The sequence below is a fragment of the Paenibacillus auburnensis genome, assembly GCF_927798115.1.
Taxonomy (GTDB): domain Bacteria; phylum Bacillota; class Bacilli; order Paenibacillales; family Paenibacillaceae; genus Paenibacillus_AQ; species Paenibacillus_AQ auburnensis.
Window position 1 is genome coordinate 12848 of sequence record NZ_CAKMMG010000004.1, and the last position, 21566, is coordinate 34413.

17 protein-coding genes are annotated in these 21566 nt (G+C 39.3%); 1 reads left to right on the plus strand and 16 read right to left on the minus strand.

Features of this window, described 5'->3' with window-relative positions:
- Nucleotides 1–5 precede the first annotated feature (5 nt).
- From pcrB to L6H70_RS15845, 16 genes are all read right to left on the minus strand, one after another.
- Nucleotides 6–716 carry a heptaprenylglyceryl phosphate synthase gene (gene pcrB / locus L6H70_RS15770; protein ID WP_236335170.1) on the minus strand — a complete coding sequence of 237 codons (711 nt, stop codon included), beginning with the start codon at nucleotides 714–716 and terminating at the stop codon, nucleotides 6–8.
- A 201-nt stretch (nucleotides 717–917) separates the two neighbouring features.
- A complete protein-coding gene (locus tag L6H70_RS15775; protein ID WP_236334765.1) occupies nucleotides 918–1784 on the minus strand; it encodes a phosphatidylinositol-specific phospholipase C/glycerophosphodiester phosphodiesterase family protein in 867 nt (288 codons plus the stop codon).
- Between the two features lie 96 nt (nucleotides 1785–1880).
- On the minus strand, nucleotides 1881–3281 hold the full coding sequence (locus L6H70_RS15780; protein WP_236334768.1) for an undecaprenyl-phosphate glucose phosphotransferase: 1401 nt from the start codon (nucleotides 3279–3281) through the stop codon (nucleotides 1881–1883).
- Complete coding sequence (locus L6H70_RS15785) at nucleotides 3278–4231, minus strand: glycosyltransferase family 2 protein (protein WP_236334770.1); 954 nt, start codon at nucleotides 4229–4231, stop codon at nucleotides 3278–3280. Before L6H70_RS15785 ends, L6H70_RS15780 begins: the two co-directional genes overlap by 4 nt.
- 247 nt (nucleotides 4232–4478) lie before the next feature.
- Entirely contained in the window at nucleotides 4479–5546 is a 1068-nt protein-coding gene (locus L6H70_RS15790; RefSeq protein ID WP_236335171.1) for an acyltransferase family protein, read from the minus strand.
- Between the two features lie 94 nt (nucleotides 5547–5640).
- The gene (gene rfbD, locus L6H70_RS15795; protein WP_236335173.1) at nucleotides 5641–6507 is read right to left on the minus strand and encodes a dTDP-4-dehydrorhamnose reductase; all 867 of its coding nucleotides are present in this window, start codon (nucleotides 6505–6507) and stop codon (nucleotides 5641–5643) included.
- Between the two features lie 8 nt (nucleotides 6508–6515).
- Nucleotides 6516–7538 (minus strand): dTDP-glucose 4,6-dehydratase, encoded by a 1023-nt coding sequence (gene rfbB / locus L6H70_RS15800; RefSeq protein WP_236334772.1) that lies wholly within the window; start codon nucleotides 7536–7538, stop codon nucleotides 6516–6518.
- Nucleotides 7539–7624: 86 nt separating this feature from the next.
- The gene (locus L6H70_RS15805; RefSeq protein ID WP_236334774.1) at nucleotides 7625–8062 is read right to left on the minus strand and encodes a GtrA family protein; all 438 of its coding nucleotides are present in this window, start codon (nucleotides 8060–8062) and stop codon (nucleotides 7625–7627) included.
- 1 nt (nucleotide 8063) lies between these two features.
- The gene (locus L6H70_RS15810; RefSeq protein ID WP_236334776.1) at nucleotides 8064–9020 is read right to left on the minus strand and encodes a glycosyltransferase family 2 protein; all 957 of its coding nucleotides are present in this window, start codon (nucleotides 9018–9020) and stop codon (nucleotides 8064–8066) included.
- 40 nt (nucleotides 9021–9060) lie between these two features.
- Complete coding sequence (locus L6H70_RS15815; RefSeq protein ID WP_236334778.1) at nucleotides 9061–11172, minus strand: DUF3329 domain-containing protein; 2112 nt, start codon at nucleotides 11170–11172, stop codon at nucleotides 9061–9063.
- Nucleotides 11173–11245: 73 nt separating this feature from the next.
- Nucleotides 11246–12166 (minus strand): glycosyltransferase family 2 protein, encoded by a 921-nt coding sequence (locus L6H70_RS15820; RefSeq protein WP_236334780.1) that lies wholly within the window; start codon nucleotides 12164–12166, stop codon nucleotides 11246–11248.
- 19 nt (nucleotides 12167–12185) lie between these two features.
- Nucleotides 12186–14438: a glycoside hydrolase family 99-like domain-containing protein gene (locus L6H70_RS15825; protein WP_236334782.1), complete on the minus strand. Its 2253-nt coding sequence runs from the start codon at nucleotides 14436–14438 to the stop codon at nucleotides 12186–12188.
- Nucleotides 14435–15976: a hypothetical protein gene (locus L6H70_RS15830; protein ID WP_236334784.1), complete on the minus strand. Its 1542-nt coding sequence runs from the start codon at nucleotides 15974–15976 to the stop codon at nucleotides 14435–14437. The genes L6H70_RS15825 and L6H70_RS15830 overlap by 4 nt, the downstream gene beginning before the upstream one ends.
- A gap of 34 nt (nucleotides 15977–16010) precedes the next feature.
- Nucleotides 16011–16913 carry a class I SAM-dependent methyltransferase gene (locus L6H70_RS15835; protein WP_236334786.1) on the minus strand — a complete coding sequence of 301 codons (903 nt, stop codon included), beginning with the start codon at nucleotides 16911–16913 and terminating at the stop codon, nucleotides 16011–16013.
- The gene (locus tag L6H70_RS15840) at nucleotides 16900–18183 is read right to left on the minus strand and encodes an ABC transporter ATP-binding protein (protein ID WP_236334788.1); all 1284 of its coding nucleotides are present in this window, start codon (nucleotides 18181–18183) and stop codon (nucleotides 16900–16902) included. Before L6H70_RS15840 ends, L6H70_RS15835 begins: the two co-directional genes overlap by 14 nt.
- A 17-nt stretch (nucleotides 18184–18200) precedes the next feature.
- Complete coding sequence (locus L6H70_RS15845) at nucleotides 18201–19001, minus strand: ABC transporter permease (RefSeq protein WP_236334790.1); 801 nt, start codon at nucleotides 18999–19001, stop codon at nucleotides 18201–18203.
- 96 nt (nucleotides 19002–19097) lie between these two features.
- On the opposite strand from L6H70_RS15845, the gene L6H70_RS15850 reads away from it, so the two are divergent.
- Nucleotides 19098–21554, plus strand: a complete 2457-nt coding sequence (locus tag L6H70_RS15850) for an O-antigen ligase family protein (RefSeq protein ID WP_236334792.1) — start codon at nucleotides 19098–19100, stop codon at nucleotides 21552–21554.
- Nucleotides 21555–21566 lie beyond the last annotated feature (12 nt).

Sequence of the window (21566 nt, forward strand, 5' to 3'; positions counted from 1 at the left end):
TATAGCTAATCCAATTGAATCTTCGGTGTCTGCTTAACAGCCCTCACGGTGAGCAGCGCCTGCTGCACATCCCGGTAAATAATATTGCCTACAACGACGGTATCACAAAGGGCAGCCGCCTGCTCCGCCTCAGCCTCGCCGGTAATTCCGCCTCCGTAAAAAAGCTGGCTGTTCTCCACCGTCTCTCTAACTTCCCGCACCGTCTCCATATGGCCGAATGTCCCGCTGTATTCCAGGTAAACGACCGGCAGCTGCATCAGCTTGTCCGCAATCTGCGCATAGGCCGCAGCCCCGCGCGCGCTTAAGCGGCTGTCCGCGCCCGTAAGACGGGCTACAGAAGAGTCCTCATTCAAGACAATATACCCTTCTGTCAGCACCAGCTCCCACGGGATCAGGCTGCCAAAGCGCTCTATCGCCTTGCGGTGGTGGCCGAGAATCCAGTCCGTGTCGGAAGTGTTCAGCACCATAGGAATCATATATAAATCAAATCCCGGCACGGCCGCTTCCAGATCTGAAACCTCCAGTGCACAGGGTAGCTCATACTGCCGTACTCTGGCGAGCAGCTTGGTTGTATTCTCATAAGTAACGCCAGTGGACCCGCCTACGAGAATGGCATCAGTACCGGAACAGCAAATGGCTTCCAGCTCCTGATCACCGAGCTCACGGTCCGGGTCCAACTTGAATACATGCCGCCACGGCTGTATTAATTGCCGCATTTCATTCATCCATCGTCCATCCTCATCAATTTATCTAGACATCCCCTGCGTTACATAGAGCATCGTCACAGGTTATTTATGCCAAGCCAAAAACACTCCCGCCACCGCAAAAACCGTAACTCTAGTCTATGCCAGCACAAAGGGGAGTGTCAATTTAAAGCAGAGAAAAATACGAACATTTTTTCGCGTTTTTAGGATCCTTTAGCGTAATCCCCGAATCCCATCCAAGTCATCCTCGGAGACAAAATCGGTATAAAATCCGTCCACACCCATCCGGGACAGCTTTGTAATCTCCTGTTCATCGTTGAGCGTATGCACATATACGCGGGCTCCGGCCTGTTTCAGCTTCCGGACAAAACTCTTGGAGGCTCTGGTAACCGGCATTGTAATCTCCACTCCCGTATCTTTAACGAAAGCAAGCACCTGCTCATCACTATCCTGGGATTGATACAAAGTATAAATCACCTCTGGAAAAGCATATACCTTATTTACTATGTCCAGCATATCACGGCTGTAAATTTGCGGAACAATCCGTTCCAGCAGCGAAGGATCTTTGCGCTTAGCAGCTTCAACAATAAGTCTAAACTGTCTGGTTACCAGCTCAGGATCATGCTCCTTTGTATCCGTCACAATATAAGCATCCGGGTAGGCAATCATCAGATCCATAATCTTATCAATGTCGAGCGGAGAATACAGTTCAAGGATAGGACTATCCATAACCTCATTGTAACTAAGTACCGTTCCTTGTTTGGCTGCAGGAAGCACATCAAGCTGACCCAGCAGCTTACTCATATTTCCAGTCCACTCATGACGGGCAATCAGCTTATTGTCTGTTGTGAGCAGTAAATCCGTTTCGAACAGCCTACTACCCTGCTCATAATTAGCAACAAAAGCATCGAGAGTATTCGTATACGTATGACCGTTAATCCCGCCCATCGCATGGGCAATGATCCGGTACGCTGTAAAGCCGGTTGCCGGTTCTTCTTCCTTAGGCCATAGGGTAATCACGAGTAAAAGTATAAGTGCAGCAACCATGATGACTGACGCTGTTAGCTTTCTTTTATCCATAATAGTGGGTTTCCTTTGCCGGGTGTAGTGTAGAAAAAGCAAAAACGGCTGTAGCCTTATAGAAGGATGGCAACCGTTTCTATGGAAGATATAAAATTAATAGGCATTTTTGAAGCCGTTGCGGATCGTTCTGACAATAATCCGGATATCAAACAGCAGCGACCAGTTTTCGATATAGAAAATATCATGCTTGATCCGCTCTTCAATCGAGGTATCGCCGCGCAGGCCGTTGCTCTGTGCCCAGCCGGTAATTCCCGGGCGCACATGATGCTTGACCATATATTTCGGGATCTCACCACGGAACTGCTCTACATAAAACGGACGTTCGGGCCGCGGGCCTACCACACTCATTTGCCCCAGCAGCACATTAAAGAACTGCGGGAGCTCATCCAGGCTGGTCCGGCGGATAAAGGTTCCGAACCGAGTGCGGCGGGGATCCTCCTTCGTGCTCCAACCGGTATCCTCTTCCCCATCCGTCTGCATCTTCATCGATCGGAATTTGTACATCATAAAGTTGCGCCGGTTGAGTCCTACCCGCTCCTGCTTGAAGATAACCGGTCCTGGCGAAGTAATCCGCACACCCAGTGCTACAATCAGCATTACAGGAGACATCATAATTATGGCGAACAGCGAGAATATAATATCAAACGCCCGTTTAGCCAGCTTATTACCCGTCATATCCAGCGGAATATCACGCACATTGATCATCGGCATTCCGGCAAAATTGTCAAAGTAAGGACGTGCCGGCAGATAGTCGAAGAAATCAGGGATGATTAGCGTCCGCACACCCGCTTTTTCGCAGGCGGCAATAATTGCCGGATATTTGGAGTGGGCATCCAGCGGAAGCGCCAGGATCACCTCATCCACAGGCAGCATCTCAAGCATTCCCGGAAGCTCATCGACCGTACCCAGAATCGGCTTAAAGCGCTGTTCTTCAATACCGTCCCATTTATGGTAGTCATCCAGGAAGCCGATCGTCTCATATCCCAGCTCCGGGTATTGCACGAGATTGTTATAGAATCTTTTACCCAGAGTACCGGCCCCTATAATCAGGACAAACTGGCGGTTGTAGCCTTTTTCCCGCAGCGACTTCAGCATTGACTTCAGCACATAACGGTACAGCATAATGGATAAAATATTGAAGCCCATATAAATGGCTAGATATTGACGTGAAATATTGATTTCCTTCAGGAAGAACATTACGCCTAGTAGGATAAAGATAGCCATCACATGCACTTGAAAAATCTTGAGGAATTCGTCGACAAAACGTTTCTTGCGCTTCGGCAGATATAGAGACAGCACAATCCCGATCAACACAGCAATCACGGCGTACATTATGCTCCAATAAGCATACGATTCTACCGGGAGCGTATTGTAGGACTCCAGCAAACCGCTCTTAAACTTTAGCCACCACGCTGCCAGAAAAGACAGCTGAATCACCAGAAAGTCGGTAACCATATACAGCTGGGTCAAAAACTTCTGATTACGGCGGATCATAATCTCACCTCAGCCTTCGATTCAATCTGTGGTCCGGCTTCTCCGGAAACCGTTAAGCTCTGTGCCGGAGAAGGGACCGCACGCGGGATAATCAGCGCATTACGCAGCAGCGACAACATAAATTTCACACCCACTCCGGCATACACCGTTCCATTAATTATACTGTTGTATTGCCTGCTATAATGCTTGCGGTGAAATAATATCATCGCTCTATGAAACTCATACACAATCTTAAACGGCCTGCGCTGCGCACTGCCGCCCTTCAGATGAATGATCGATGTCTGCGGATAGTAGTAGATTCCCCAGCCGGCTTCTTTAATCCGGTAGCACCAGTCCAAATCTTCACCATACATAAAAAACTCTTCATCCAGCCCGCCCACTTGGTCAATCGTCTTCCGCCTGAGCAGCATGAACGCCCCGACTAAACAATCAACGGGGTAGGCCTGATCGGGATCTAAGTAACCTAACTGATATCCATTAAATTTGGGGTTGTCCGGGAACAGCTTACTGAAGCCAAAGGCATAATAGAACGATGCGGAAGGCGTCGGAAACCCTCTCTTGCAGGCCTTATCCAGCGAACCATCCGGCAAAATCACCTTACAGCCCGAAGCCCCTAGATCCGGACGGCTGTCCATGAAGGAAACCATGGTCTCCAGCGTATCCCGGCGGATCACCGTATCGGAATTAAGCAGCAGCACATAACGTCCGGAAGCAACCTCCATCCCCTGGTTATTGCCGCGGGCGAATCCGACATTCTCTGAATTGGCGATCAACAGCACATCCGGAAATTCTGCGCTAATCTTCTCTACCGAATCATCATGGGAATGATTGTCTATCAAAATGATCTCATAGGAATAGTTCGTATCCGATTCATAAACCGACCTTATGCAGTCCAGCGTCAGGCGGCATGTGTTGTAATTGAGGATTAATATACTAACATCTACATTCACTGCACTACGCTCCTGACAAATATAGTAATCTATCGACAATTATTATAGCACAATCAAACTTACGCTAGTTAGATACTATACCTTAGAAACTAGCAGATTCTGATGCTATCATGCAGATTTATATCTGATATTTCATAAGAAATCATCTGATAGGTCTACTCACAACTATAAATATTATGATTTTCTATATCGTTTTAAGCATAGAATTCCAGTATTTCTTTTTTAGAATTAAAGTACGATTTTCTTATTATTTAGAGTTTGCATTTTTATTAAGAATACTCTTTCCAAATTTCATTAGAGGTCTCTCATAATAATGATATGAGCAGTAAGCTAACAGGAATGTCAAAATAAATGTGAGAATAAATGTTAATACATAAGATAGACTTTCGTGCTCAGAGAAGTGAACCCTCTGTAAAAAACCTGTCTGCATGTATAAAATCAGCACTATTGGATGTATTAAATACAAACCAAAACTGCTTAAGCCAACAGAAATAAAAAAACGATTAGTAAAAATTTTTGGTGGAAAACATGAAAAATAAAGTATCAAAAAGACAAAGCAGACAGCTATCAAAACATCACCAAATCTATTATTAATCATATCAGTAAAAAAGTATAACCATAAAAAAGGGATACTTACTATTGGAAAAACCAAGCGAAAACTCTTTTTATTAAAGTCTATCGCTTTATAAAGGTTATAGCTAACTATTCCCGCCGAAAAAAACATAAACTGATTAAAAAAATTCAAATCAAAAGCAGATTCAGATATTTTTTTTAGCTCATTACCAAAAAAACCAAACCGATAAAACACAAACGCCGATATAACAAATATAATTATGGTATTCATCAAAGATCTATTCAACATCACAATTAAAGGGAATACAAAATAGAATATCCATTCAACACCAATTGACCATCCAGCCCATACAATGCTCTCTTGTTTACCTGGTAACAAACCAAAGATAAATGTAACATCTGCTAAAATTTCAGTTTCTGCTACATCAGCATTAAATAGCAAAGGTAAAGCGAATAAATAAAAAACTATACATAAATAGAATAGAGGGGCAATTCTAAAAAATCGTCCCACATAGAAGTCTTTGATTGCGCCGTTCTTATCAATCTTCATTTCATAGCCATAAAATAAAGAGAATGCGCTCAATGCGTAAAATAAACGGACTCCTATATCCAGTTTAGATACCACTGGTGTTAATATTGTTTTCTCAGCATATCCTCCTAAATATAGAACATGAAAGAAAATAATCATCGTTGCTGCAATGCCTCTTAATGAATCTAAACCAACTAATCGTTTTCCAGCCACATTATTCAAAATTACTCCTCCAAACATTATAAAAAGCCCGAAAGATAAGTACTATATATTCTTTCGGGCAATGAATATTTTTAGAAATTCATTTTTATTTTTCTAATATCTCAAATAAAAACTCCCTTAACCCCTCTCGCCAAGGGCGAATGTCTTCAAATTTATTTGTACGGATAGACAAATGCTCCATCACCGAATACCGCGGGCGCGGAGCCGGACGTGGGAACTGCTCGGTACCACAAGGTTCAAGCTTAGCATTAAACTTAAGACCGAGAATATCTTCAGCCTCTTCAAAAATCGCTTGTGTAAACTCATACCATGTGCAAAACCCACTATTAGAAGCATGGTACACACCATATTTTTCAGTTTGGATCAGCTCTAGTAGGAAGTTAGCCAAATCCACGGTATAGGTGGGGGAGCCGGTTTGGTCATTCACCACTTGCAGCAGCGGCTTTTCCTGCCCCAGCTTCAGCATTGTTTTCACGAAGTTGTTACCATATTTACCATACACCCAAGAAGTGCGAACAATGAAATACTTCGAAGAAAGGGACTGCACCAGAATTTCTCCAGCCCGTTTCGACTTGCCGTAAATGCTCTTAGGATCAGTATTATCATATTCATGATAAGGCTGAGTGCCCATACCGTCAAAAACATAATCCGTACTAATGTACACCAGCTTAGCTCCTGCCCTTTCGGCAGCAAGGGCCACATTCCGGCTTCCGGTAGCATTGATCACATAAGCTGCATCAATATCGGTCTCCGCCGCATCCACAGCAGTATGAGCAGCGCAATGAATGACTGCATCCGGACGGAAGCCGGAGGTGACCTCTATACACTGATCCAGATCCGTAATGTCCATTTCCTGACGGTCACAGCCAAGCACCTCATGCCCCTGCTTTTGCAACAGCAGCACGAGGTCCTGCCCCAGCTGGCCGGCTGAACCTGTAACAAGTACTCTCATGTTAGACATTACAGCGAATCCCCCAAGCGGCTGCCGTATTGAAGCGCGGCATACTTCTGGTATTCTCCGGACTGGATACGGGTCCACCATTCCTTGTTATTCAAATACCACTGTATCGTTTCTTTAATCCCCGTTTCAAACGTATGCTTCGGCTTCCAGCCCAGTTCGTCTGTAATCTTGGTTGGATCAATGCCATAGCGGCGGTCATGACCAGGACGGTCCTGAACATAGGTAATCAGTGAATCTGGTTTACCCAGCTCCTGAAGCACTGTTTTTACAATATGCACATTGGTGCGCTCGTTATTGCCGCCTATGTTATAGACTTCGCCGTTTACCCCTTCATGAATAACCAGATCAATTGCACTGCAGTGGTCTTCAACATACAGCCAGTCACGGATGTTCATTCCATCGCCATACACCGGCAGCGCCTGATCAGCAAGCGCACGCGAGATCATCAGCGGAATCAGCTTCTCTGGGAATTGATACGGGCCATAGTTATTGGAACAGCGTGTAATATTAACCGGCAAGCCAAAGGTTTCATGGTAAGCACGCACCAGCAAATCCCCACCCGCTTTGCTCGCGGAATAAGGGCTGTTCGGAGTTAACGGCGTTTCTTCGGTGAAGAGACCAGTCGCGCCCAGTGTTCCGTATACTTCATCCGTAGAAACCTGAACGAACTTCGTTACGCTGTATTTTTTTGCTGCATCCAAAAGCACCTGCGTACCCAACACATTCGTCTTCACAAACACATCCGGCTCCAAAATACTCCGGTCCACATGCGATTCCGCCGCGAAATTGACCACTACGTCAACACCCTGGCTTAACAGCGCATCCATCGCCTGCACATCCGTAATGTCAGCTTTGGCAAATGTATAATTCGGGTTGCCTTCTACAGACCTCAAATTCTCCAGGTTCCCCGCATACGTCAGTGCATCCACGTTGACGATCTTGTATTCCGGATGCTGCTGCAGCATGTATATTACGAAGTTGCTGCCGATAAAGCCGGCCCCACCGGTAACGAGTAATTTCATAATTAATTTTACCCCCAGATATTTTTTTATTATTCTTATACTATTCACTACATTTGTCGAAGTGCTTCATTATGAATATAAGCCTTTTAACTCTTTCGAAATGTATAATATTTATGACCTACATAGTTAGATATTGTATAAAGACCTGATGCTACTAAAATAGAAACATTTTCAGTAAGTTTACCCTTTTCCAGCAATCCAGCATCATTCATGAGCATATTCAATATATGACCAAGATAATATGAAATTAGGTAGCAGAGTAATGAAATTAAGAAAAATCTCCAAACTGTTTTATTTGTACTTTTTTTAGATTGAAAAGTAAAGTTTTTATTTAATACATAACTGCAAATAATTCCGATAATATTCCCCAAACTGGTTGATACCCAATAGTTAAAATGCAAAGTATTAAATAGGATAAATATCGAACCTAATCCAACCAAGGTGTTTAAGACACCCACCAAGATAAACTTAAAAAACGTAATGTTCTCGTAAAACTTCTCTTTTAACCAGCCCATAACTGTCATACTAATTTTTCCTAGAAACTGATGAAGATGGGATATTTATTTCTTCTCTAACAAGAAATAGGGGTCGTCTTTTAGTTTCATTATAGATTCTTCCTATATACTCCCCAATAATTCCTAACGTGATTAATTGTATACCTCCAAAGAACAATATAGCCACCATTAGAGATGGATAACCTGCAACTGGATTACCAAAAAAGATAGTATTAAAAATGAGATAAATCATGTAGATAAAAGAAGTAATTGATACAAAAAATCCTAGGTAGGAAGAAAATTGCAACGGTGCAAAGCTGAATGAGGTAATACCTTCAATTGCAAAGTTCCACAACTTCCAGTAATTAAAACTAGTTTTCCCAGCGAATCGAGCCTCTCGTTCGTAAGTAATACTAGTTTGTTTATAGCCCACCCAACTGAAAAGTCCTTTCATAAATCGATGATGCTCAGGTAGTTGGTTCAAAGCGTCGACAACTTGCCTAGACATAAGCCGAAAATCACCTGTATCCTCAGGGATGTCGATTCTTGTTAGCTTAGCTATGACTCTATAGAACATGTGTGCAGTCATTTTTTTAAGTGCTGTTTCGCCTTCTCGCTTAGTGCGTGTTGCATACACAACATCATATCCCTCAGTCCACTTATTCACTAATAATGGAATAACATCAGGAGGATCTTGCAAGTCAGCATCAATTGGAATAATTGCATCTCCTGAAGCATATTTTAGACCTGCAGACATTGCAACCTCTTTACCAAAGTTTCTTGATAAATCAATTACTTTAATTCGTTCATCTTTGTGTGCCAGTTCTCTAAGCAACAAAAGAGTGTTGTCTTTACTCCCATCATTTATACATATAATTTCGAAGTTATATGAATTTTTCAACATAGTATCTTTGATACTTTTATAAAAAGTATCGATATTAGCCTCTTCATTGTACATAGGAACTATAAGTGACAACATAAACTCCATGCCCTTTTCATCCTCTTCACTTATTTATAGATTAGTATACTTATTCACTCGCAAGTATCGATTCCAAGTCATTAATTTGGAATGATGGGTCGTTGCCCTTTGTTATGAAGTAATCGATGTCACCTTTAACCTGTGACTTTTCCAATTGAATCAATGAAGAAGCTTTGCCAAAGATATCTTTAATTTCTATCGTTTTCGCAGCTTCAATATTAATTGTTTTTATACCTATAGAAACACCCTGTTTATTTCCCAAGTCGATTCTAAGGTCGTGTATATTTTTAGCAGGCAAATGAGCAACTAGTTTATTATCGTCATTCATTTCAATTTTAACTGAATTGTTTTCATTAAAACCTTTTCCTAAATCATAAAAAATTTGAATTTCTTCAGATAGTTTATCAGCAAAATCGATAGTGACTGACGTGCCTTTATCCGTATAATCATTAACAAATTCAAGCTGAGGATCACTACCACCAGTGATCAATTCCAAATAATCTACTTTATTTGTCACGGAATAAATATCATGTTGTGGAATTAACATTTCCTGTAGTTGGGCACCATCGTAATTCTTTATAATATTTTTATTTTGAATAGTAATTTTTAATATTCCAATTTTTTCATTCGCATGAATCCCTGGGTCAAATCTAAATCTATAAATCGGCTTATTAGGAAGTTTAAAGTAGATTCTTTTCCCGTCAGTTTGGTTATAAATCCCTGCGTAGGAAGTGTCTGTCTCGTTGTATCCTTTACCGGTATCATAATATAATTGATATTGATTGATAACAGGTTCCTTCAGTTCAACAACTAATACAGGAGTGTCAATCACAACTGAATCCAAACCGTAAAATTTTGCAAAATGCTCATTAGATGTATATTTAGGATTCATAGTGATATCAAAAATAAACACTCTGTCGCTCCCTTTTACAGAATATTCGGGAAGTCGCACATCATAATTCCCATTCTCTATACTTTCTGCAACTACCTTCTCCCTTTGGGCATTTTCATGTCCCACTGTCTGCATATCATTATAAAGATTAGTAACTGATAAAAAGAATGGTATTATAGCAACTATCATTATAGCAACTAGAAACTTTTGATTAAGGTGGGTCGATAATATCATTAATGAAATAATTATAAAGATAGCGCCTATAAACGTAGCCCGAGTAGGAAACTCAGGAGAAGCAATCATTGCAAGATACGAGGTGAATCCTGATAGGAAAAGTAGTAGAGCTAAGCCAATACTTTTTATTTTCAATTCAGATTTTATGAACAAAACAAAAATAAACATTACTAAAAACAAAATAAATAAGAATAACTGTTCGTGAAGCATAATATAATTCATTGATTGAATAAAGCCCTGAATCTGATCCTTTAAACTTAAATCGAAGTACATTTTTTCTTTTCTTACCCCATTACCAGGAGCCAGAAGGAGGAATACAGCTCCAATAATAAGACCTGCACTTCCACTTATAAACCAATAGGGAACCTTTTTGTACTTGTAAATTATAAATATAAAAGCAGTACCTACAAATACAACTGCCGTAACAGCAGCATTTTCTTGCGACCAGCCTGCCAGTAAACCTAAGAAGAACATTATTACTGCACTCGCTATGTTATTTTTAATAATATATTTATCTTCCAACAAATATCTATAAGGCAACAGAAACACCAAGACAAACACTGTAGACCATAAGTAGTTGATAGATCCTGCAAGCCAGAATGTTGTTTGCCCCATTACAGGCATCAAAAACCATAAAAGTAGAGTTACGATAATAAAATCCCGCAAATCCTCTTTATTATTAAATTTTCTAACCCGAACAAAAGAACATACCAAATATATTAATAACAAAAGAAATATCGAATTGAAAATATTAAAATAATCTTTGCCAACCAATAAAAAAATTTGAACTATACCATGTATGAGTATTCTGCCTGTCCAATTAAAATACAAATAATGTTGTGAACGGATAATATCATAAATGCTGCCTAACTTAGTATCGCCTCCACTAATAAAGCTGTAATAGAATTCATCATTCCAATAGGGAGTAAAGCCATTAAGTTTGAAAAAATACCCGAAAATAATAATAGATAAAAAAATTATTATCGCTCTATAAATGTTAATCGTTTTATCATCAACATTAATTTCAATTTTCATTTATAACATCCTTAGTTAATTATTATTATCGCCTTTTCCTAATTAATTTCATGATTTCTATAATTCAAATCCCTTATTTTCGATCATTAAACGATTGCCTTAACTGATAAAACAAGTTTAATGGTGTCAAAGAAAACAACCAGAATTTTTGAAGTGACATGTTTTGAATTCGTGGTAAAAACTCACTCTTCCAATTCTGGGGACTAGGGCATAAGCTATTAAGTAAATTTTTCTTCCTACACTTATAAAAAAACCATCCTAATACAGTTTTCACTTCTCTATCTACAACGTTATCCAACTGCAAATATGAATTATTTCCGTGCAGCCTATAGTAATAATTAGTTTCCGGTATATATAGGGGTTCTGTAAGTATTAAACTTTTCAGAATAAAGTCCCAATCATGGCAGTACTTTAAGTTCCTAAATCCCCCTACTTTATTATATATCTCTCGAGTAAATAACATATTCCCTGTAGATATAGCTGCATTGTGAGGAACAAGGGACCATCCTACTGTTGGAAAGTTTTGTATTGAATTTTGAACTGCAACAAACTTACCAGCTTCGCCATTGGTACTGTCTACCAACAGTCCTTCCCCATCAATCACACTTATCTTTGAGAAAGAAAATTTAGCATCCTGAGAATACATTGCTGCCATCATTACCTCAAACCGATCGACATCATATAGATCATCCGCATTTAGAATCGAGATATATTCACCCCTGGAAGCATTAATTCCCTCGTTTATAGAAAAATGAGCACCTCGATTCACTTCATGCTTTATAAATTGAATCTTCCCATCAAATCGTTGCTTTATCTTTTCCTGTGATATTAATTGGTTGATCAGTGCCACGCTATTATCTTTGGAAAAATCATCAACAATCACTAACTCTAAATTCTCATATGTCTGAGAAACTATAGACTCTAAGGATTGAACAATAAACTTCTCATAATTATAAGATGGAACAATAACACTAACTAAAGGGGGATTGGTCATGGCGTTCTCTCCTAGTTTATTAGCGAACATTTAATGCTCTTTGTGTAGCTTCCAGATATCCATGTCCATACTTGGTATCTGGCTCTAAATGAGTGCCTTCGGCCCATTCATTCCATGCATTTACAAAAACAACTTGATTATCTTTTCTGTTAAATTTCCTAGTATAGTCAATTAATCCAATCATCCACTTCTCATATTCAGCAGGTGAGGCATCAAAGAATATATTAGAAGATTTTTTTCTTCTCGCAGTATTATCCCAACTCAACATGGCACCACGAAACCATTTATAATCATTGGAATTCTTTTTCCGCAAATTCCGCTCTACAACCTCTCTATAATTATAAATGTTTCCATCAAATTCAGGATCCAACCCTTTAATCTGATTGGAAATCTCGGCTGCATAGACGCCATGTGGAGGGAATTCAACTGCAGAGTCACATCCATGAAGCTCTGGATCCTGCTGTCCAAATGATTGGACCATACACACATGTAAATCCTTAATCCCGTTTTCTCGACATTTTTCTTTCCAAAACTTCACTGTATTCTTCAAATCGGGAAACAGTTCTGCCCGGTAAATTAGAATTATCGGAACTCCATCTTCAATACAAATGTATCTACTATCTTTCAACATAGGAATAACCTCTTCAATAAACCTTTTGTCTGAATCCTCATCATGAATCTGCTGCATAAGCAATTCTTTTTCTTGACCATCCCATCTTCTAGACCAGCTTTCATTAGCCCAGCAAATACAAAAAGGAAAGTCTAATTCTTTATTTGCAATCATATCATTAAGCGGTTTCTCAAGAAGCCTCTTTCCATTAAACCAGTAGTAGTAATAGCAGAACCCAAAGATATTATATTTTCTAGCTAATTCTACTTGGCGTTCTCTTATATTTTTATCTTCTACTAAATTATAATAGCCTAAATCAGTTGGAATTTGAGGCTGATAATGGCCTTCATATAAAGGGGCAGCCTTTGTAACATTTGTCCATTCTGTAAAACCTTTTCCCCACCACTCATTATTCTCAGGAATTTCATGATATTGCGGAAGATAGAAGGGAATGATTTTGATTTTTTCTTTTTCCCCTTCCTCCCATTGGGACACAGATGCACGTTTATGATAAATAACATGTGGTATATGTTGAATAACCTTACTTTGTGTGATGAGATTATCTTTCAATAATGAATAATGGTTTAATCCAGAATTCCCCTTCATAATCTCTGATTTAACAAACACTGGACCAATAAATTCACATTTATTTTTGATATCCGAAAAAATAAATTCTCCCTTAAAAAGGGGCGCAAAGTGTTCTTCTCCCATAAACCTGTCTTCATCCATATAAATTAGATCACTATTTGTTTCCTTAATTGCTTGTGAAACATAATAAAGAGTATTAATAGATATGAAATCCTCCTCTTCAAGAACAAATGTATAGTCACCAGAAATATTAGGTAAAGCAGCATTAATATGGTCCATAAAATTATCACTAGCTACTTCAACTAGTTTAAGTTGAGACTTTTCAAAATAATTGGTAAGTCCAGCGATATTTTTTCCAACTACTATAATTTCATATTTAGTGAAAGACTGTCTTCTTACGGAATCCAAGCATGTATTTAAAAGCTGGAGATCACCGCTATGGAAGGGCAAAATAATGGAGAACAAAGGATCAATAGCAGACTCAATATATTTCATTGGTTCTTGTTCCACATACTTGTAGGATTCATAGCTTTGCTGCATTCCCGAGTCAGAAGAATGGTTAACCAACAGCGTCTCAGCTCTTGTAATGACCCATCTAAAGCCATGTTCTCTCCATTTTCGATATCCTTTTTTTATTAGCTGTAAGACGCTTTCATCACCATACAAATTTGTATATTTTTCAAAGGCAAGCCTGAAATATGAAACAAAGGATATTTTTTCGAAGCTTAGATTTTCAAATTTAAACTCACCTGGCATATCCCCTGGGTCTAACCTTAAATCCTTTACATTATTGTCAAATTTAACAATTTTAAAATGTGTGTTTTCTTTTTCATTCAGCACGCCTAGAAGTAATGAATTATCTTGACTATATCCTTCTCCATAATTTATATAGAGGCGTAAATATCTAGTGTCGTTAGATGCTCCTTGCCAAACTATTTTATAGAATCCCTTTACAAATGTTTCATTAAAGTACATCTGTGGATCATTATTGAGACTATTCCACTCATTAGAAGATTCGTTCATTGTTTTCATCTCTAAACCATATAAAGAGGAAACACTCATTGTTTTTTTCATTTGTTCTTTCCTTTCGCTTCACCTTTAATTTTCCTACCGAAACTATTTATTTTCTGCATAGTACGCCACCAAATAGTACTTTCGATTTCACTTATTATTTCTTTACTTATTTTCAAATCATTTGTTAAAATTTCTTTTTCGCTCATAAGTTGAGAATTTTCATAACGGAGATCATTATTCATCTTGTTTTGTTCTAAAAGTTCAGATTCTAGTCTTTTCGATTCAACCTCGAGATTAAGATTAATATCTTGAACAGTCTGGAGCAATAGCTGCTTCTCATCTATCCGTGATTGATAATCCAAGATTGTTTGTTGTGAAAACTCCCTCTCTTTTACAAGATTATCCTCCAATGAATTAAGAGACCTTGTTAATTCTTCATACCGCTTACCAACTTCAATAAAAAATTCCTCTTCTAAAAAATGAATATATTTCAAAGTGATTTCAATTTTAGTGGCTTGAAAATCAGGCTCAGTAAAAAAGTATACTTGAGGATCATCCGTAGCAAAAAAATGTGTGGAGTCCATTACAAAACTTGCATTTGTATCCATCAGGCTCAATTCAAGAGCCTTGTCGGAGGAGTCATATGCAATTACTTTTTCAATACAGATAACGCTACTCTTATCCGCTGGATCAAATCTAAAATTTTTCATATTGGCGTCAATTGAAAACTGGAGAATTGATGTTTGTGAATCAACACCAATCCTTATGCTGTCTTCCTCAGAAAATATATCTTCCTTCGAGTTCTTGTAGAATAATTGACTCGTGATTATTTCCGGCTCTTTAAACTCAAAAGGACTACTTTTTTTAAGGTAACCATTCTGTCTGAGTGTTGCTTGATTAGTTCCCACAAAGTCAGCAAATGCAATCGACATCTTCGTATAGTGCTCTATTCTCTCATCAGATATTTCAAAGACATTAAATAATTCGCTAATATCTACGAAATTAACTAATGATGAATAATGCGCGTAATAGAAAGTATTGATAGCTCTAAACGCTACAAACTCAACAGGCACTGGAAAATTCAAAACCCATTCGTAATCCAATACTTTAAATTCTTGATCCTCTAAAATGAAGATGTTATCAAAATTCAAATCTACGTTAGGGGTAATAAATGACTTCAAGCCTTCAAGGGGGTATTTCTTATTAAAAAAGCTAACGAATTGTTCCGTATTGCTAAAAGTCGTATAGTTAAGGCAGGCAACTTCATCAATAAATTGTTTGTATAATTCAATATAATAAAAGAAGTCTTTTTTCTTCTTGTTAAGAGCAGCCTCTAAAATCAACTCATCAAGACTATAAGCAGTTATGTATTCAAATATTATTGAATCATCTTGAAGTTGAGGCCGCAGCAAAACATCCTCCTTATAATGCATATTCAAATCTTTATAGTTCTGTATAATCTTTCGAATATGCGCCACACCAGACGGGGCAACAGCTTGTTTCATCACTTTCTTAAGACCGTCTTCTTCATAAATAACGGTTTTCATTTGAAAGTGAGGATGTCGGTCTTTACTATATCTCGCATATAGTATATTCAAGTACTTCTCACTCCTCAAAGTGGTTAATTAGCCTTTATCTTGAAAAGACAAGGAAAGAGTTTGAGAAAAACGGATATTCAGCTTCACTATGCAGAATGCTATTGTATACAGCTTGTTCGCTAAAAAGGATCGTTCTAGATTGGTCATAATTAACTAAATTATTTTGCAACTCTCCGATCTTCGGCAATCTTCCATCTGAATAAATTGAATTCGGTAGCTTGTAGTCAGGGTATGGATAGTAGAACCTATTTTCTTCAAATCCTGCATCAAGTAGTTTTGTGGTTAGTTCCGATTTAGAAAAAGTGGAAACTTGCCGGTTAGATGGATAGTTTTCCAAACCATCGAAAATCACTCCGGTATGATCCTCTTTACTTCCTGCCCAATATTTCAAACCAAATTTATTTTCGATTGCAATTATTAAGGTTCCATTTGGTTTAAGATTCTTCTTTATTTTTTTCAAAAAATCATTATAGGGTGAATTAGAGATAGTATACATTGCTGCGTATTCCAACACACCAATAAGAGTTATATAATCAAACTTCTTATCGAATTCAATATCATTCAAATTACCTACAATGATTTCTAAGTTTTGTTTATCTCTATTGCGGTGATAGTTTATTAACGATCTCTTTTTTGACAGTTCAACCGAAGTTACATGCTTACACTTGTCACAAAGAACTCCTGTAATAGCACCACAACCCGCCCCAATTTCTAAGACTTCAGCTTCCTTATCAAAGGGGTACCACTCCAGTAGGTTATGCCTTTTACTGGAAAAATGATATAGTATAGGCCAACGATTATCATTAGCAATGATATTATCAAAATTAGTATTATTCTTAGCGATTTCAAGCATTTCATCTTCTATTTCACCATCAGAGTACAGATCTTCTCCACTATAAAACGAAAAATTGAGCCGCTTGTCTTCATAACTGTCCACTTATTCCAATCCTCTCATTCTTTATAACTTTAATTTCAGAATCCATATCAAAGAATCCCACACTGTTTTTATTGGCGATTACATGAATATTAAATATATCGTATAATCGATTGTATACAACAAAATCATTATTTTCATACCCGGTGCAGCCGAAGGAGATCAAATAATCTCCACCTTGCAGTGAAATATCCTGAGTAAATTCAACTACATATATGTCATTTTTGCTTATTAAGCCTGTATTAATTGATTCAAGCATTGTATTAGTACCTGTAATTTCAGTACCTCTAATGTCCTTTATACTAAAGGCAAAAATGGGATCCACAATGTCTTCATTGAAAAGCACCTTAATCTTTAGCTTAAATTCTTTGCCCTTCATTATGACATTTGTTAAATCTCCAGTATGATCAAAGACTCCAAAATCGATAATTTGAGCCTTATTATTCCCATAATCACTAAAAGAAGGATTAATATTAATTCCCTTCTTCCATTCAGATTCAATATTTTCAATTTTTTTATTCTCTTTCTCCATTCCAGTGAATTGGTTTACTAATATTTTCTTATAAATATCAATCATAGGACCAGGCGAGCCTTCATCAACGATTACTCCTTCGTTCATCACAATGACCCTATCACAATATTTCATCACGCTACTCATATCATGAGTAACGAATATTATGGTCTTACCCTGCTCCTTAAATTCACTGAACTTCTTGAAACACTTAGCCTGAAAGAAAATATCACCTACTGACAAGGCTTCATCAACAATCAATATCTCAGGCTCAACATTAATTGCCACAGCAAATGCTAGCCTCACGAACATACCACTCGAATATGTTTTTACCGGCTGATGAATAAAATCTCCTATATCAGCAAAAGCAATAATATCATCAATTTTCTCATCAACGTCTTCCTTACTCATCCCCATCATAGTGCCATTTAAATACACATTCTCCAAACCGGAAAAATCAGGATTAAACCCTGCTCCCAGCTCTAATAAAGCTGATATTCTACCGTTAACGGATATCTCTCCTGAGGTTGGAGAAAGAACTCCCGTCATTATTTTCAGAAGAGTGGACTTCCCAGAACCATTTTTTCCGATAATCCCCAAAGCCTCTCCCTTTTGAACATGTAACGTCACATTGTTCAGGGCAAAAAAATCTTTGTGATAGTTCTTGCCAGTTATGCTTAAAGACTCCTTTAAACGATCCAGAGGATTTTTATACAATTTATATATCTTTGTAAGATTATTTATTATTATCACATTACTCATTTCTACTCTCCTTAATTCTACAAAACATCAGCGAAGTGAGGTTTTAATTTTTTATACATTAAGCCGCCTACCAGTAAAAATCCAAAAGTAATTATCCAAAAATACAAGGTTTCGAAAGGTTTTTCCCAAAACCAGACTTTATTCAAAAAACAATCACGATAACCTTCTGCAATATAATAGAAAGGATTAAGTTTAAATAAAAATTGATATTTAGCAGGTGTTATGTCCAAAGACCAAACGATAGGAGTTAACCAAAATCCAATCTGAACTATAATTGAAACAATCTGGTTCATATCCCTAAAGAATGGAACGATAGAGGATGTAATAAAACTAACACCAATTAACAATACCACCATACCAGCTAAGTAATATACTACCTGCAACCAAAATATGCTTGGATAGATTCCATAGATTATTAGGATAATAAGAAGGAATAACAAGAAAAATAAATGAATAAAAAAGGATGACAAGATTTTCACAAGCGGTAGTATACTAATTTTAAAAACCACTTTTTTCACCAAAAAACTATATTCAGTAAAACTCAAAGTTGCATTTGCAAAGGCCTCTGCAAAGTAAAACCACGGGATCATCCCACAAATAAGCCACACCACAAATGGAGCTCCACTCGTCGTCACCCCGGATCGAAACCCAACTTGAAAAACAAACCAATACAGTAGGATTGTAATTAAGGGGTTGGCGAAGGCCCAGAATATGCCGAAGTAAGATCCCTTAAATTTTTTCTTAAAATCATTTTGCGCCAAATTGTATATTAATTTGATCCTTGAGTTCATTTCTTGTGACATTAATAATTTTAACAATTCACTATCTCCTTCTACTAATAAATTGATCTCCTTTTAGAAAGTAACTACTTATGCTAAAATATCCACGTACCTACAGGAAAAGGAGATTAAAACGTGTCGAAACCAGTATACGGTAAAAATGCAGCTCAGTCGAGAAATGTTGAAAAAATATCCAGCCCAGTGTGGGCATTGGTTGCTGTTTTTATCCTGTTTTTGATCTGGACACCGTTCCAGGTGGGATTGTTTAATGGACAGCAACTGGACTTTGAAAAGCCGATTTATGTATCCTCCCTGCTTAGCGGCCTCATGCTGCTAGTCTGGATGGGCTTGTACTTTAAAAAGTTCAAGCTGGAGGAGCAGAGCGACCTGGTTGTTGTAGCATCACTGCTGCTACCAATCACGTATGCCTTGTCGCTCTTTGGCGCGGCTTCGCATTATATGGCGATGAATCTGCTGTTGGTTCAGAGCATGTATATAGCAATATTCATTATAGCGTTATATCTGCTCAAGCAAAAGCAACTAAATGTTGTCATTCAAAATGCAATTCTTGCGGTTTCTTATTTTATTATCGCTTTTGGGCTGATTAATTGGCTTGGCGGGGCGAAATTTGCCGGCGCTCTGGTTGGCTGGTTCTCTAACACTGTGCGCGACAGCAAATACTTGGATGCCGTGATGACAGACTCTAATGGTCTGCGTCTGACTTCTGTTTTCCAATATGCGAATACATATGCCGCCTTCCTGATGGCATTTCTGTTTGTTGCCGTCTTCGCCCTGGTCCGCTCCAAAAAGTGGTACGGGACGCTGACGCATGGTTTTATGCTGGTACCGGTCATCGTATCACTGCTGCTGACCTTGTCCCGCGGCGGACTTGTCATGCTTCCGGTGGTTTTCATCCTGCTATTGATTCTACTTAAGCCCGCTCAGCAGATTCTCTGGATAATTCATCTGGCACTGGCCGGTATTGCCGCTCTGGCGGTTACTAACCCGCTGACTACTCTCGGTACGGAGCTCAATACGGCCTTCACCTCTGGCGCTGCTGTTAAAGGCTGGGCTTACCTGATTGTTGCTTCTATTGTAGTAGCAGGACTAGGATGGGCGGTACAGCGGTTTGTAGCCCCTTGGCTGGAACAAAAGCTTGGTGCTTGGGGCTCCCGCAAGCTTACTGGGCTGTGGCTTCCGCTCGGTTCACTTGTCCTTGTCGGTATTGTTGCTTTCCTGCTGATTGGGACAAGCGTGCGCAGTATCCTGCCTGCCAACATCGAAACCCGGCTCGAGAACATCAACTTTAAGCAGCACAGTGTACTGGAACGCTTCACTTTTTATAAAGATGCCTTAAAGGTTGTTAAGGATTATCCGATACTCGGAGCCGGCGGCGGCGGCTGGGCATCACTATATGAGCACTATCAGAATAACCCTTACACAAGCCGCCAGGCGCATAACTTCTTCTTGCAGTATCTGATCGAGGTTGGGATTGTCGGTTTTATCGTGTTTATCGGCTTTATCGGATATATTTTCTACAAGTACATCCGCGGTTACCTGAAACGTGACAAGGATGACTTTGCGAATGGCTACTTCTTCTATATTATTGCGCTGTCCATTCTGGTACACAGCTTACTGGATTTCAACTTAAGTTACGCTTTTATGGGCATTCTGGTCTTCCTAAGCCTTGCCGGTATGAGTGTAGCGATGGACAGCAGAACCTTGCGCCGGAACTGGAATAAATCAAGCCTGCGGATTGGTTACTTCGCCATCCTTGCAGCTGGCACTCTGTTCCTGCTGTTCCTGACCATCGGCTACCTCGGATCAAGCAACGCTGCAATGAAGGCCAAGAACCTGATCGGTGTGAGCCAGTCTTACGAGGAGATCAAAGCACCTCTGGTTGAAGCGTTGAAAGACCGTCCTTTCCATCCGGAGTCTGCGCTTTACCTTTCCTCTATGGATCAGCAGGTATTTAATCAGACGAAGGATGATCAATACCTTGAGGAAGCCTATAGTGTTGTATCCCGTGCGCTTGAGGACGAACCGTATAATAAGGAGCTTTTGAAGCAATTGGTGGGTTACTATGATCTAAAGGGCCAAGGTGATCTCAGCTATACCGTATACCGCGATAATGCGGATAAGTTCAATTGGGATATCGACTGGTATGATGCTCTGATTAGCCGCTCCTCTGCACTAGCATATGCCGCCTATGATCAGAAGGACGATGCCAAGAAACAGGAGTATCTCACAGAAGGCCTTCAGGCTTACAAACATGTTGTTGATGGTGTTGAGCACTTAAAGACTCTGCCTCCTGAACAGCTGCAGGGACGTCCGTTCTCCGTTACCCCTAGCATCGCACTGAATGCCGGCAAACTCCAGCTGATGTCGGGCGATAACGAAGCTGCGGCTGCTACTCTGAAGATCGGCCTAGGCGAAGATTATAAAGACGCCACAAACCGCGAGATTGCCCGGTGGTACCTGGCTGCACTGAAACGCAGCGGAGGCCAGGATCAAGCTGTATACGATCTGCTGATTGCAGCTGATGCTGCGGAAGCAGCGCAGATTGATGCAATTGTTGCGCAGCAGTTCTAAGAGCTGCTCACA